Annotated in this window: 17 protein-coding genes; 8 read left to right on the forward strand and 9 right to left on the reverse strand. The window is 66.2% G+C overall.

Annotated features, from left to right (window positions below; translation table 11 throughout):
• Nucleotides 1-165: 165 nt before the first annotated feature.
• Nucleotides 166-1,014: an NAD-dependent epimerase/dehydratase family protein gene (locus tag AC5RU7_RS07600; RefSeq protein WP_494051755.1), complete on the reverse strand. Its 849-nt coding sequence runs from the start codon at nt 1,012-1,014 to the stop codon at nt 166-168.
• A gap of 34 nt (nt 1,015-1,048) precedes the next feature.
• Nucleotides 1,049-1,636 (reverse strand): adenylate kinase, encoded by a 588-nt coding sequence (locus AC5RU7_RS07605; RefSeq protein ID WP_494051756.1) that lies wholly within the window; start codon nt 1,634-1,636, stop codon nt 1,049-1,051.
• Between the two features lie 292 nt (nt 1,637-1,928).
• Between AC5RU7_RS07605 and AC5RU7_RS07610 the strand changes: the two genes are divergently transcribed.
• A complete protein-coding gene (locus AC5RU7_RS07610; protein ID WP_494051757.1) occupies nt 1,929-2,672 on the forward strand; it encodes a GAF and ANTAR domain-containing protein in 744 nt (247 codons plus the stop codon).
• 91 nt (nt 2,673-2,763) lie between these two features.
• A complete protein-coding gene (locus AC5RU7_RS07615) occupies nt 2,764-3,126 on the forward strand; it encodes a response regulator transcription factor (RefSeq protein ID WP_494051758.1) in 363 nt (120 codons plus the stop codon).
• Between the two features lie 99 nt (nt 3,127-3,225).
• Here AC5RU7_RS07615 and AC5RU7_RS07620 read toward each other — a convergent pair whose 3' ends face one another.
• From AC5RU7_RS07620 to AC5RU7_RS07640, 5 genes are all read right to left on the reverse strand, one after another.
• Nucleotides 3,226-4,062: an alpha/beta fold hydrolase gene (locus AC5RU7_RS07620; RefSeq protein ID WP_494051759.1), complete on the reverse strand. Its 837-nt coding sequence runs from the start codon at nt 4,060-4,062 to the stop codon at nt 3,226-3,228.
• A 102-nt stretch (nt 4,063-4,164) separates the two neighbouring features.
• Nucleotides 4,165-4,362 (reverse strand): hypothetical protein, encoded by a 198-nt coding sequence (locus AC5RU7_RS07625; RefSeq protein ID WP_494009493.1) that lies wholly within the window; start codon nt 4,360-4,362, stop codon nt 4,165-4,167.
• 60 nt (nt 4,363-4,422) lie between these two features.
• Nucleotides 4,423-5,613 (reverse strand): fatty acid desaturase family protein, encoded by a 1,191-nt coding sequence (locus AC5RU7_RS07630; RefSeq protein ID WP_494051760.1) that lies wholly within the window; start codon nt 5,611-5,613, stop codon nt 4,423-4,425.
• A 13-nt stretch (nt 5,614-5,626) separates the two neighbouring features.
• Nucleotides 5,627-6,724: a ferredoxin reductase gene (locus AC5RU7_RS07635; RefSeq protein ID WP_494051761.1), complete on the reverse strand. Its 1,098-nt coding sequence runs from the start codon at nt 6,722-6,724 to the stop codon at nt 5,627-5,629.
• Nucleotides 6,725-6,948: 224 nt separating this feature from the next.
• On the reverse strand, nt 6,949-7,983 hold the full coding sequence (locus tag AC5RU7_RS07640) for an LLM class flavin-dependent oxidoreductase (protein ID WP_494051762.1): 1,035 nt from the start codon (nt 7,981-7,983) through the stop codon (nt 6,949-6,951).
• Nucleotides 7,984-8,059: 76 nt separating this feature from the next.
• On the opposite strand from AC5RU7_RS07640, the gene AC5RU7_RS07645 reads away from it, so the two are divergent.
• The 3 genes from AC5RU7_RS07645 to AC5RU7_RS07655 are packed head-to-tail and all read left to right on the forward strand — an operon-like array spanning nt 8,060 to nt 9,182.
• Nucleotides 8,060-8,398, forward strand: coding sequence for a YnfA family protein (locus AC5RU7_RS07645; protein ID WP_494051844.1), 339 nt, complete (start codon nt 8,060-8,062; stop codon nt 8,396-8,398).
• Between the two features lie 46 nt (nt 8,399-8,444).
• Nucleotides 8,445-8,846 carry a YidH family protein gene (locus AC5RU7_RS07650; RefSeq protein WP_494051763.1) on the forward strand — a complete coding sequence of 134 codons (402 nt, stop codon included), beginning with the start codon at nt 8,445-8,447 and terminating at the stop codon, nt 8,844-8,846.
• A 3-nt stretch (nt 8,847-8,849) separates the two neighbouring features.
• Nucleotides 8,850-9,182, forward strand: coding sequence for a DUF202 domain-containing protein (locus AC5RU7_RS07655; RefSeq protein ID WP_494009498.1), 333 nt, complete (start codon nt 8,850-8,852; stop codon nt 9,180-9,182).
• Nucleotides 9,183-9,204: 22 nt separating this feature from the next.
• On the opposite strand, the gene AC5RU7_RS07660 is transcribed toward AC5RU7_RS07655, so the two are convergent.
• Nucleotides 9,205-9,603 (reverse strand): hypothetical protein, encoded by a 399-nt coding sequence (locus AC5RU7_RS07660; RefSeq protein WP_494051764.1) that lies wholly within the window; start codon nt 9,601-9,603, stop codon nt 9,205-9,207.
• A 93-nt stretch (nt 9,604-9,696) separates the two neighbouring features.
• On the opposite strand from AC5RU7_RS07660, the gene AC5RU7_RS07665 reads away from it, so the two are divergent.
• From AC5RU7_RS07665 to AC5RU7_RS07675, 3 genes are all read left to right on the forward strand, one after another.
• Entirely contained in the window at nt 9,697-9,933 is a 237-nt protein-coding gene (locus AC5RU7_RS07665) for a DUF2630 family protein (protein WP_494009500.1), read from the forward strand.
• A 65-nt stretch (nt 9,934-9,998) separates the two neighbouring features.
• Entirely contained in the window at nt 9,999-10,793 is a 795-nt protein-coding gene (locus tag AC5RU7_RS07670; RefSeq protein WP_494051765.1) for a carbon-nitrogen hydrolase family protein, read from the forward strand.
• Between the two features lie 323 nt (nt 10,794-11,116).
• Nucleotides 11,117-12,439, forward strand: coding sequence for an ammonium transporter (locus tag AC5RU7_RS07675; RefSeq protein WP_494051766.1), 1,323 nt, complete (start codon nt 11,117-11,119; stop codon nt 12,437-12,439).
• A gap of 27 nt (nt 12,440-12,466) precedes the next feature.
• On the opposite strand, the gene AC5RU7_RS07680 is transcribed toward AC5RU7_RS07675, so the two are convergent.
• The gene (locus AC5RU7_RS07680; protein WP_494051767.1) at nt 12,467-13,069 is read right to left on the reverse strand and encodes a PadR family transcriptional regulator; all 603 of its coding nucleotides are present in this window, start codon (nt 13,067-13,069) and stop codon (nt 12,467-12,469) included.
• Nucleotides 13,070-13,140 lie beyond the last annotated feature (71 nt).

Here is a 13,140-nt window from a genome sequence, read left to right on the forward strand (position 1 = left end):
CCTTGGTGTGATGGCGTTGGAGGTGCGGGGCCGGGGAACCACCGCTGTCACCACCAGAATAGGAGCCCGGATAGGCCCGCAGGCTGGTCTTCGCAGGATCCTGCGGGAACCCTTGGGCATTCCTGCGCGCGCCGGGTTTTCCGCCGCCGGACCATGCCCGCGGGGCTACGGCCGGTGGTCCCGCCAGCTGTGAACAGGTTCGAATCCCAGAAGCCGCCTGGCCTTGTCAATGGACAGCATGGTTTCGTGCTCGCCCAGTTCCTTGGTCACCTTCACTGCCGGGAAAACCTCGGCGGCGAGGCTGGCACTCGACCGGTCCATGACCGTGTCCGCATTCGCGATGATGAACGCTTCGAACCCGGGCCTGCCGTTCTCCAGCGCCCGCGCCACGGCCTGGGCACCATCCCGGCCGTCGATGTAGCCCCAGAGGTTCCACTTCCGCAGCATTGCATCGGCATCGAACGAGGGAAAGCTGGCGTAGTCCTCCACGTCCATGACGTTGGAGAAGCGCAAGCCTACGATGCTCAGTTCCGGGTCCCAGCGCGTCAGCTCCACCGCCATCTGCTCTTCAAGGTGCTTGACCAGGGAGTAGGTGCTTTCCGGCCGGGCAGGGTATTCCTCGTCCACAGGGATGTAAGGCGGATCGACGTCGAACGGCAGTCCCAGCACCGTCTCGCTGGAGGCGTAGACCACTTTCTTGATGCCCGCGCGCCGGGCCGCCTGGAAGACGTTGTAGGTGGAGAGCATGTTGTTTTCGAACGTCGCCGCGTCCGGAAGGATGCCCGGCGCGGGGATGGCGCCCAGGTGCACCACGGCGTCGAACCCGGTGTGCCTGTCGTCCACCCCGAGCAGCGCATCCACCACCTGGCCGTAGTTGCGCAGGTCCACCACCAGCAGTCTGGGGCTCCGGGTTCCTTCCCGGTCCAGGTTGAGGACCTGGTGTCCGTCGTCGGTGAGCCGGCGGACCACGTGCCGGCCGAGTTTTCCGCTTCCGCCGGTGACGGCAATTCTCATCAGGATGTCCTTCGGTTGGTTGGATGGGCCCGAATCAGGCCCGGGGTGTGGCAAGGAACTTTTCGACGGCGGCGATCGCCAGTGTGGTGATGTCCGCCGGGTCGCCGCTTCCGTCCACGGAGACCAGGATCCCCCTGCCCGCATAGACGGAGACCACCTCGTGGGTCTCGCGGTGGTAGAGGTCCAGCCGGCGGCGGAACACGTCCACGGTGTCATCGGTGCGCCCCTGTTCATCGGCGCGCACGCGCATCCGCTGCTCGAGTTCGGCGTCCGGTGCCCGCAGCTCGATGACGGCGTCCAGGGCCAGTCCCTGGGAGCCGAGCAGGTTGTCCAGTTCCACCACCTGGGGGGCCGTGCGCGGATACCCGTCCAGCAGGAAGCCGGACCGGACGTCGCTGTCCAGCAGCCGGTCTTTTACCAAGGCGTTGGTGAGGTGGTCCGGAACGAAGTCGCCGCCGTCGAGGTACCTGGCCGCCTGGGCACCCAGGTCCGTCCCCCGGCTCACGTTGCTGCGGAAGATGTCCCCGGTGGAGACCGCCGGGACACCGAAGTGCCGGGCCAGGTGTTCGGCCTGGGTCCCCTTGCCCGAGCCGGGCGGACCGATGATGAGTAGCCTGGGCATGTTCGTGTCCCTTCCGGGGAAGCTGGCGCGGGCCTCCCGGCCCGCCGCCGGGGCGCCGGCACCTGCTTCATTCTGCCGGGAACACCGGCAGTGCGCCAGAGTGGCGTGTTCCGGCGCGGGTGAATGTGACGCCCGGGCGGACGCCGGGATGTATATACTCGGAATATCGGTTTAGCAGCAGGCCGTTGGACAGTTCATCTATCCAGCGACCTCCACCGGTTCCCGTCTTCGCGGCAGGGCCGGTGTGTGTTGCCGGGTTGTTTTGACCTGAGCGAATGGCACCAGAAAAACCGTGGTCGGCGAGTCAACAGCAAAAACCGATACATCCATCACAGAGCACCTGCACGAGCTGGTCCTGAACAGCTCGGACGTCGAGGATTTCCTCAACGAACTGGCGCAGGTGTCTGCCCGCAATCTTTCCGAGCCCGGCGACGAAATGCTGTGCGCCATCACCCTGCTCCGGCAGCGCAAGGCCGCCACGGTGGCCAGCAGCAGCCCGGAGGCCAAGGCCCTTGGCCTCCTTGAGCACCAGTTCGCAGAAGCTCCCAACCTCACTGCTTCCATCACCCGGGAGACCGTGCACGTTCCGGATCTCGAGGCGGACGGTCGGTGGCCCGAGTATTCCGCCGCCATGGCCGCAGAGGGGGTCCGCTCCGTGGTGGCGCTGCCGTTCCACCTGGAAGGCGAGACGAAGGCTGCCCTGCTGCTGTATTCGCGCAGGCCGAACCGCTTTGACAGCCGGGTCCTCGAATTCGCTGAGGATTTCGTCAGCCAGACGTCGCTCGCGCTCCGCCTGGCCGTGCGTTTTGCCCACTACAGCGAGACGGCAGCCAACCTGCGCGCCACGCTGGAATCCCGCACCGTGATCGACATGGCCGTGGGCATCATCATGGCCCAGAACCGCTGCAGCCAGCTTGACGCCTTTGAGATCCTCAAGACGGCGTCCAGCACCCGCAACTCGAAGCTGCATGACGTGGCGGCCGCCGTCGTCAACGCTTTGGGCCAGGGCCCGGCGCGCACACATTACGACGGCTAATTAATACATCCGCAAAGCACCGCGGCGCAGGTAGAATAAGGCAAACTTTCGCCGGGGGGCTTTGATGGAAAATATAAGGGTCTGCCTTGTCGTGGAAGACGACAAAGACATCTCTGGACTGATCACCGTGGTGCTTTCGCGCGCCGGATTCGAGGTGCTTTCGGTCCCGACCGGTGCCGAGGCCATAGCCGCGGCCGAAGATCCGGCTATTGCCCTTGTCACCCTGGACCTTGGCCTGCCGGACATGGACGGCCATATTGTGGCACGCGCCATCCGGGAGGTCAGCAAGGCCCCCCTGCTGTTCCTGACGGCCCGGTCTGAAAATGATGACGTGCTGGCAGGGATGGCTTCCGGTGCCGCGGCGTACCTCACCAAACCGTTCCGGCCTACGGAGCTCCGGGACCTGGCTCTGCAGCTGTCCCCCGCTCCCGTTTCACAGGCCCCTCGCATATAGGGCGAATTCTTCGGCGACTTACTGCCGGGCAGGCCGACGCTCGCGCACTTTCGACGACGGCGGCCTCCCGCCGTCGTCGAAAGTTGTTTGCTCGGAACGCTACTTGGCGAGGAAGCGGAGCAGTGCTTCATTCACCTCGGCGCCGTGGGTCCAGAGCAGGCCGTGCGGGGCGCCCTCGATCTCCACGTACTCGGCGCCGGGCAGTGCCTTCGCGAAGAGGCGGCCGGTGGAGTCGATGGGGAGGATGTTGTCCGCGGTGCCGTGCAGGATGAGAGCCGGAACGTCGATCTTGGGGATGTCCTGGCGGAAGTCCGTGATCCAGGTGGGCTGGGCCTCAACGGATGCCGTTGCCCCTGAACTGGAGGCCAGGTTCCAGCTGGCGTTCACGGCCTCCTGGCTGAGCCTCGGGGTGCCCAGGAAGGTGTCCGAGTTGTAGAAGTTCTTGAAGAACTCGGTGAAGAAGGCGTAGCGGTCCGCTTTCACTGCTTCCATCAGGCCATCGAAGACTTCCTGCGGGACGCCGTCCGGGTTGTCGTCGGTCTTGAGCAGGAACGGCTCCAGGGAACCGAGGAAGACAGCACGTGCCACGCGGGCGGATCCGTAGGTGCCCAGGTAGCGCGCCACCTCGCCGGTGCCCATGGAGAAGCCCACCAGCACCACGTCATTCAGGTTCAGCGCGGTCAGCAGCTCGTTGAGGTCGGCAGCGAACGTGTCGTAGTCGTAGCCTTCGGTGGGCTTGCTGGACTTGCCAAAGCCGCGGCGGTCATAGGTGATGACCCGGTAGCCGGCGTCCAGCAGGGCAGCTGTCTGCTTCTCCCACGACGAGCCGTCCAGGGGGTAGCCGTGGATCAGAACAACGGGCTGGCCTGAGCCGTGGTCCTCGTAGTAGAGCTCGATGTCAGTGCTGTTCTCGGTCCCAACGGTGATGAAAGCCATAACGGGCAGATTCCTTTCGAGGCTGGTCGGTGCGGGCAACGTTGTGCGGAGCCCGCGCACTCCCTACTCTAGGGCCGCGAATGGCGTTGGGTGCCGATCCTGCTACTGCGACGGCTGTGGCAGCTCGCAGGAGATCTGCGGGTTGACTCCCATGTAATTCAAGGGCCCGGCCACGATGGTGACGAGCACCGTTCCCGCCTCGGCACAGTTCCCCGGTGCCCCGCCGAAGTAGCCGCGCTGCCAGGCGGCCACCCCGCCGATGATCAACCAGATGACAAGAAGTGCTCCCAAGAACCGCATGATTCCTCCGTAGGCCGCGGCGGCTGTGGGATCAATTATGCGGCTGGGGCAGCCAAAACATCAGGCCTTGGCGGTTTTGCCCGGCAGTGCCAGCTTGAACACCTTGGCCCAGGAGGAGCCCACCTGCTTGATCAGCGGTCCGGTGGTGTACTTCAGCCCGTAGCGCTGGCAGATTTCGCGGACGCGGGGAGCCACCTCTGCATACCGGCTGGAGGGCAGGTCCGGGAACAGGTGGTGCTCGATCTGGTGCGACAGGTTGCCGGTCATGATGTGCATGAACTTCGATCCCGAGATGTTGGCCGAGCCGATCATCTGGCGGACGTACCAGTCGCCGCGGGTTTCGCCTTCCACCATTTCCTCAGTGAAGGTGTCGGTACCTTCGGGGAAGTGGCCGCAGAAGATCACCGCATGAGCCCAGACGTTGCGGATCGCGTTGGCCGCGATGGTGCCGTAGAGGGCCTGCTTCCCGGAACCGGTCAGCATTGCCACGGCAGGGGTGGCGGCGTAATCCTTCGTGAACTGCGTGACCACCTTCTTGCCCAAAGCCTTGAGGTCCTTGAGCAGGGCTTCCTTGGACTTGGTGCCTTCCTTGTACTCGGTCAGCTCGAGGTCGTAGATGGCGATGCCCCACTCGAAAACCGGTGCCAGGATGGCGTTGAACAGCGGGTTGGCCAGGTTGATGGGCTTCCACGGCTGGGCATCGTCCATGCGCAGGAGGTTGTATCCGACGTCGTTGTCCTTGCCCACCACGTTGGTCCAGCGGTGGTGCAGGTCGTTGTGGGTGTGCTGCCAGGAGCGCGAGGGGGTGACGAAGTCCCATTCCCAGGTGGTGGAGTGGATGTCCGGATCCCGCATCCAGTCCCACTGGCCGTGGAGGATGTTGTGGCCCAGCTCCATGTTCTCCAGGATCTTGGCCAGGCTGAGCAGGGTGGTGCCGGTAACCCAGGCGGCCTTGTTCTTGCTGACCAGCAGCGCGGCGCGGCCGGAGATTTCGAGTCCGCGCTGGATCTTGATCATCCGGCGGATGTAGGCCGCGTCTTCGGCGCCGCGCTTGGCCAGGATCTCGTCGCGGATGGCGTCGAGTTCACGGCCCAGCTCGGCTACCTGCTCGTCGGTCAGGTGCGCCGCTGCAGGCGGCCGGACGGTGGGGCTGCCGGACTCAGCCAGCTTTCCGGGGCGCGTCCTGGACCCGCCGGCGGCGCTGCCCTTGGTGGACGAGGGAGTGGCTTTGCTGGGTGAAATTACAGACATACCGTGATGCTCCTCAGAGTTCGAGGTTGACGGGTCCGGCGGCTGCCGAGACACACGTTTGGATCAGTTGGCCGGGTTCGCCGTGGACTTCGCCGGTGCGGAGGTCGCGGACCTGGCCGGCCCGGAGCGGGGTGAGGCAGCTGTGGCAGATGCCCATCCGGCAGCCGCTGGGCATCAGGATTCCGGCGTCCTCGCCCACGTCCAGGAGGGGGGTGTCGCCGTCGGCTTCCACTTCCCGGTCGGACGTTTCGAAGGTGACCAAGCCGCCGTCATGTCCTACACCGACATTGAACGTGGTGTTGAACCGTTCGATCATCAGGTTGCCTGCACTGCCGGCCACGGCTATCTCGGAGCCGGGCGCCGCGGTGGTGAGCGCTGCACGCTTCCAGAGCGCTTCGGCGTCATCCAGGAAGCTGTCCGGCCCGCAGGCGTAGGCCGCGCGTTCCCTCCAGTCCGGGCAGAGCTCGTCCAGCTGGTCTGTGCTGGTCAGGTCCATGCGCCCCTGCTCACCGGTGAACCAGTGGGCCAGCCTGAAGTTGGGGAACTGGTCGGCAAGCTCGGCAAGTTCCTCGCGGAACAGGCTGTCGCCGGGGGTCTTGGCGGAATGGACCAGCACGACGTCGGCATCCGGGCGCCGCGGAACAAGCGTGCGGATCATGGACATCACTGGAGTGATGCCGCTGCCCGCGGTGACCATCAGCAGGGGCCGCGGGTGCTCCGGGAGCACGAAGTCGCCCTGCGGCGGTGCCAGGAAGAGGACATCGCCGGGACGCGTGGTGCGCACCAGCGTTCCGGACACGGCGCCCACGTCCGTGACGGTGATGGCAGGGTCCTTGCCGGCGGGAGCGCTGAGGGAGTAGGAGCGCCAGTGCCGGACGCCGTTGAGTTCGACGCCGATGCGCGCCCACTGCCCCGCGAGGTGGGAGTGCCAGCCGCGGCCGGGCCGGAAGAAGATGGTGGCCGACTGCGCGGTTTCCTGCACCACGCGCGTAACCACCCCGCGCAGCTGCCGGGCGGAGTACACCGGGTTGAACAGGGCAAGGATGTCCTCGGGCGCCAGGGGCGTGGTGAGTACTGAGGCCGCCTGGGCCAGCTGTCTTAGCCGGATCATGCGATTAAGCCTAGAGCGGCGCGAGCCATATTTCTCTCTCTCCGTCATATGACCGTTCCGCAGTCACGCTGTAAAAGGGGCGCTAAGCCCCCAAGCCGCACTCTAAGAGTAACGGTTGGCGTGCGCAGACGGTTCCCGCGTTTATCGTAAGCATGCTTAGTATATACCCTGGAGCGGCTATGGCGGGCGGACATTACGTGCCACCCGGGAGAGATTACGGCCTGTCAGGAGCGGGAGGGGCTCCATCCCAGCGCCGGGGCGATGTGCCTGGCCACGTTTTTCAAAAGTTTGGCATTGAACTCCACGCCCAGCTGGTTGGGGACCGTCAGCAGCAGGGTGTCCGCTGCCTGGACGGCGGTGTCTGCGGCCAGTTCTTCTGCCAGCTGGTCAGGTTCGCCCACATAGCTCTTGCCGAACCTTGCGGTGAGCCCGTCGATGATCCCCACCTGGTCCCGGCTGTCCCGCAGGGCGCTGCCCGCGAAGTAGCGGCTGTCCTCGGCATCCACGATGGGCAGCACGCTGCGGCTGACGGAGATCCGGGGCTCGTGCCGGTGGGCGGCCGCGGCCCACGCATCCCGGAACAGCCGGATCTGCTCGGCCTGCAGTTCGTGGAACGGAACGCCGGTGTCCTCGGTCAGCAGGGTGGAACTCATCAGGTTCATGCCCTGCTCGGCAGCCCAGACGGCGGTCTTGCGGCTCCCTGCTCCCCACCAGATGCGTTCGACGAGGCCGGGCGACTGGGGCTGGACCGGCAGCAGTCCGGTGGCACCGCCGGCGTACCGCGGATCAGCCTCTGCCACACCGGCGCCGCTGATCGCCTTCCGGAAAAGGGCCGTGTGCCGCCGGGCCATATCGGCGTCGGTTTCACCCGGTTGCGGCACGTAGCCGAAGGCTGATGCGCCCTGCCGGGCCGGCTCGGGTGATCCCCGGCTGATGCCCAGCTGGAGCCGGCCGCCGCTGATCAGGTCGGCGGCTGCTGCCTCTTCTGCCATGTAAAGGGGGTTTTCGTAGCGCATGTCGACCACCCCGGTGCCGATTTCAATCCGGCTGGTGCGGGCCGCGATGGCGGACAGCAGCGGGAACGGGGAGGCCTGCTGGCGGGCGAAGTGGTGGACGCGGAAGAACGCGCCGTCCACACCAAGCTCCTCCGCGGCCACGGCCAGTTCGATGCCCTGGAGCAGCGCCTCACCCGCCGTCCTGGTGCGGGAGCCCTGGCCGGGACCCCAGTGGCCGAATGACAAGAATCCAATGCGCTCCATACCTGTCCCCAACCTCCGCGACCCCGGCGGCATTCCCGGCTGGCATGATGGCTGCGTGGGTACTCCTGACACGACACTGACCATCGGCAAGGCCGTCCTGCTGTTCGCCTTGGCCGCCGCAGCGGAAATTGGCGGGGCCTGGCTTGTGTGGCAATCCGTACGGGAAGGCAAGGACTGGTGGTGGGCAGGGCTGGGCGTCATCGCCCTGGGCGCCTACGGCTTTGTGGCCACCCTACAGCCGGACGCCCACTTCGGCCGGATCCTGGCAGCCTACGGGGGCGTGTTCGTTGCCGGTTCGCTCGCCTGGGGCATGGTCTTCGACGGTTTCCGGCCCGACCGCTGGGACATCGCCGGTTCCCTCATCTGCCTGCTGGGCGTGGCGGTGATCATGTTCGCACCACGGGGCGGCAGTTAGGAGCGGCAGTTAAAGGAGGTCCGGCCGCACCGCCTAAACTGGCACCGTGACCAACTCCCAGCCGGCATCCAGCGAACCTACGCCGCCGCGCGGAAAGATCGCCGAGCGGCTGCTGCCGGGCGGGGAGGAACCGGACCCCCGGTTCACCCTCGCCAATGAGCGCACCTTCCTTGCCTGGATCCGGACATCCCTGGCGCTGCTGGCGGGCGGGATCGCCATTGAGGCGTTCACCGCCGACCTGTTCCTGGAGCCGGTCCGCAAGGGCCTGGCCATAGTCCTGCTGCTGCTGGGCATGCTGCTCAGCGCCGGGGCGGCCGTACGGTGGCTCCGGGTGGAACGGAGCATGCGCAACAAAGCACCCCTGCCGCTGCCCCTCATTGTGCCGCTGCTTGCCGGGGCAGGCGCCCTGGCGGCCGCCGTCGTGCTTGTCTTCATCCTCTGGCGCTGACCGATGGCACGTTCCCGCCCCGGCCCCCACGGTGATCCGGGCCTGCAGCCTGAACGAACCAGCCTTGCGTGGGGCCGCACCATGATGGCGCTGGTGACGGTCAGCGCGATTTTCCTGCGCTGGCTTCCGGTGCACGGATTCCCCATCCTGCTGCTGTTCGCCGTTTCCTCGGCTGCCGCCCTGGCCATCTACCTCACCCAGCGCCGGCGCTACAGCACCAGCTCCCGCGGCATAGCCAGGGAACGTGTCGACGCCGACATCGCCGCGGTGCTATGGACGGCTTTCGCCGGGGTTGTGCTGGGCGGCCTGGGCATCGGCGTGGTCCTCGCCGCTTAGCTGCCGGCCGCCGGGCACCCTTTCAGAACATCGGCAGGACAAAACCGGCCAGCAGGGCCACGGCCCCGATGCCGGTCAGCACACGCCCCAGCACCGCAGCCGTCCGGCCGGCCTCCTCCGGCTCCACGGTCTGCCACTGGGTGGGACGCTTGGGATGGTAGTAAATGGGCAGCGTATCGCCCTCGGATAGGTGCTTGATGTCATGGGGCGACATGGGTGCCCGGTGCATCTGCTGCTTCCGGTCCAGCCAGCGGAAACCCACGCCGGTGCTGTCCGAGTACACCACGGCGTCGGCCACTGCCCATGGGTGCACGAAGCGGCGGAGGAATCCTGTGTAGAACAGCAGGCCCAGGCCGGTGGGCAGGCACATCCAGGTCAGCATTTCCAGGATTGGACCTGCCATATCAAGCACAGTGGGCATGAACCTGATGGTACCGCGCAGGGGGTGGTGGGTTCTGCAGCGACTACGTACCCTGAGGGGACCGGAGGGACAGGCAAGGGAAAGAGGGAAATAATGAACGATCAGGACATTTTGGCGCGCATCCAGGCCCTGGTGGAGGAGGAGCATTCCCTGCGCGAGGCGGCCGGTGACGGACAGGTGCCGGACCAGGCCCGGCTCAGGCAGGTGGAGGAAAGCCTGGACCAGTGCTGGGACCTGCTGCGCCAGCGCAGGGCGAAGTCGGACTCCGGGGAGAACCCCAATGAGGCCGAACCGAGGCCCGTCAGCGAGGTGGAGGGCTACAAGCAGTAGCTCGATAAGCTGGGAATATCCCCCGCTCGGCGCACCTGCCTGCGGCACCAGATTGGAGTTCTTCCATGCGTCTTGCAGTCGCCCAGATCATCAGCAGCGCCGATCCGGCGGCCAACCTGGAGCTGATCCGGGACTATGCCGCACAGGCCAAGGCGGCCGGCGCGGAACTGGTGGTCTTCCCCGAGGCGGCGATGCGGGCCTTCGGCCACTCCCTGAAGGACATTGCGGAACCGCTGGACGGCCCGTGGGCCGACAAAGTCAGGGGTATCGCCAGGGAACTCCAGATTGTGATTGTGGCGGGGATGTTCACCCCCGGGAAGGACGGCCGGGTCCGCAACACCCTGCTGGTGACCGGCCCCGGCGTGGACACGTCCTACGACAAGGTCCACCTCTTCGACGCCTTCGGCTTCACCGAATCCAAGACTGTGGACGCCGGGGAAAGCCCCGTCACGTTCGAGGTGGACGGAACCGTCTTCGGCCTGGCCACGTGCTACGACGTCCGGTTCCCGGCCCTGTTTACGGCCAATGCGAAGGCCGGCGCCCAGGTGAATATCGTGTGCGCCTCCTGGGGTGCCGGTGAAGGCAAGGCGGAACAGTGGGACCTCCTGGTCCGCGCCCGGGCACTGGACAGCACCACCTTCGTGGTGGCCTGCGGCCAGGGCGACCCCGAGACCACCGGCGCAGGACCGGCCGGCAGCGCGCCCACCGGAATCGGCCACAGCGCCGTCATCTCCCCGCTGGGCTCCACCCTGGCATCGCTTGGTGGCAAGCCAGAACTCGCCGTCGTGGACATCGATCCCTCCACGGTTGAGGACGTGCGCGCCAAGCTCCCGGTCCTCACCAACGCCCGGCAGTTCTAGCCCACGGCTGTGAGCCGCCGTTCACGGGCAGGAAACGTGGCGGCGGAAGCGTACGACGGCGTGCCTCACCTTTTCCCCCGGACCTTCCCCGCCATTCCGGCGCGCGAGAGCCGCCCGCCCCATTTCCGGCACAGCCCGGAGGGCGCCGGTTAACACAGCTGAAACATCTTCGACACGCGAACTTCACGCGGAAGCGATTTGCGTAACCTCGCCGCAACTTTCCGGGGCAATAACCGAAACACAGGCAACGAAAGATTGGTCCCCGGGGGAATTGCCGGGACGTCAGAACCGTCCCGGGAGGATCTTGCGCGAAGGGACCGCCGGTGGAAATTTCTGCCCAACACGTCTGGCTGATGATGTCGGCCGCGATGGTACTGCTGATGACTCCGGGACTGGGTCTCTTCTACGGCGGCATGACGCGCGCCAAAGCCGCCCTCAACATGATCATGATGAGTTTCATCTCCGCCGGCATCGTCGGGGTGGTGTGGGTGCTGTGGGGCTACTCCATGACCACCGGCGACGGCGTGCTGGGCCTCTTCGGCAACCCCTTCACCAGCTTCGGGCTCCAGAAACTGATGGGCTCCCCGGACCTGATCAAGGCCGGCTTCAGCTCCACGTTCGCCATCATTACCGTGGCCCTGATCAGCGGTGCCATCGCCGACCGGGCGAAATTCGGCGCCTGGGCGTTGTTCGTGCCGCTCTGGATTACGGCGGTCTACTGCCCCCTCGCCTATATGATCTGGGGCGGCGGGCTCCTGAGCCCTGGCGGCGCCCTCACCGCGGTCTTCGGCCAGGTCATCGATTTCGCCGGCGGCGCCGTGGTGGAGATCAGTTCCGGAACAGCGGCCCTGGTCCTCGCACTCATCGTCGGGCAGCGGCACGGCTTCGCCCAGGACCCGAACCACCGCCCGCACAACGTGCCCTTCATCATGCTGGGTGCGGCCATCCTCTGGTTCGGCTGGTTCGGTTTCAACGGCGGCGCTGCCACCAGCGCCGAACAGGCAGGCCTGATCTGGGTCAACACGCTGGTTACCCCGGCCGCGGCCATGCTCAGCTGGTTGGTCACGGAAAAGATCCGGCACGGCCACCCCACATCCCTGGGGGCGGCATCAGGTGTGGTGGCCGGACTTGTGGCCATCACCCCGTCCTGCGCCAACATCAGCCCGGTGGCCGCAATCGGCCTGGGCCTGGTGGCCGGTGCCGCCTGCGCCGTCTTCGTTGACCTCAAGTACCGGTTCGGTCTGGATGACTCCCTGGATGTAGTGGGCGTCCACCTTGGTGCCGGGCTCATCGGCACCCTGGCACTTGGCTTCATTGCCCTGCCCGTTGACGGCCAGGGCGGCGGGCTCTTCTACGGCGGCGGCATCCAGCAGCTCATCGCCCAGATGGCGGCCGTCGTCGTCACCATGCTGCTCTCCGGACTCGGCACCCTGGTCATCGCCCGGGCCATCAACAAGACCATCGGGTTCCGGGTCAGCCACGAAGCGGAGACTGCGGGCGTGGACCTGTCCGAGCACGCAGAGAGCGCCTACCCCTTCGGTCAGCTGGGCGCCGGGCTCAACCCGCTGCGGCCCGGTTCTGCCGAACTCCATGGCACAACCAAGGACGCTGTCATGCGGAGGGCCAAGGAGGATGCGTTCGCCTAGGGTGTCGGCGCCGCCGGGCTTCCCTACCTAGTCCGCCAGGATTTTGTACAGGGCACGGCGGGTTTCATCCAGCTTTTCGATCGCCGCTGCACGCTGCTCCTCCGAGACGCCGCTGCGGAACTGGTGGATAACGCCCATCAGCTTGCCGATGCTCTGGTGGAATTCCCGGTCCGAGCTGTCCGGACCGGCATTCCATACGTTCTCCATCTCCTCGGCGTGCTCTGCAACGTAGGCCCTGCCGGCGTCGCCCAGGGCAAACTCGGTGCCGCGCCCTTCGCTCAGCGGCTCGATGAGGCCCTCGTCCACGAGCTGCTGCAGCGTCGGGTAGATGGAGCCGGGGCTCGGGCGCCACGCGCCGTCCGTCTTTTCGGCGATGGTCTTGATCAAGCCGTAACCATTCGACGGCGATTCGGCTAGGAGCGAGAGGATGGCTGCGCGGACATCACCGCGGTTTGCTCGCCTCGACCCGCGGCCAAATCCTGGGCCGAAGCCTGGGCCGAAACCGGGTCCAAAGACTGGGCCAAATCCGCCGCCGCGGTGGCCGTGCGGCCCGCGGCGGCCCCTACCCCGCTCAAACCTGCCCCTGCCGACATCGCGGTGGGGGAATTTTTCGTCAGAAATGCCTTTCATGGTGGCTCGTCCTTCCAAAGGATCATTATCTTCACTAACCTATTCAGCGATAGTTAACGATATGTTGGTAA

This window comes from Arthrobacter sp. K410C (assembly GCF_059090105.1).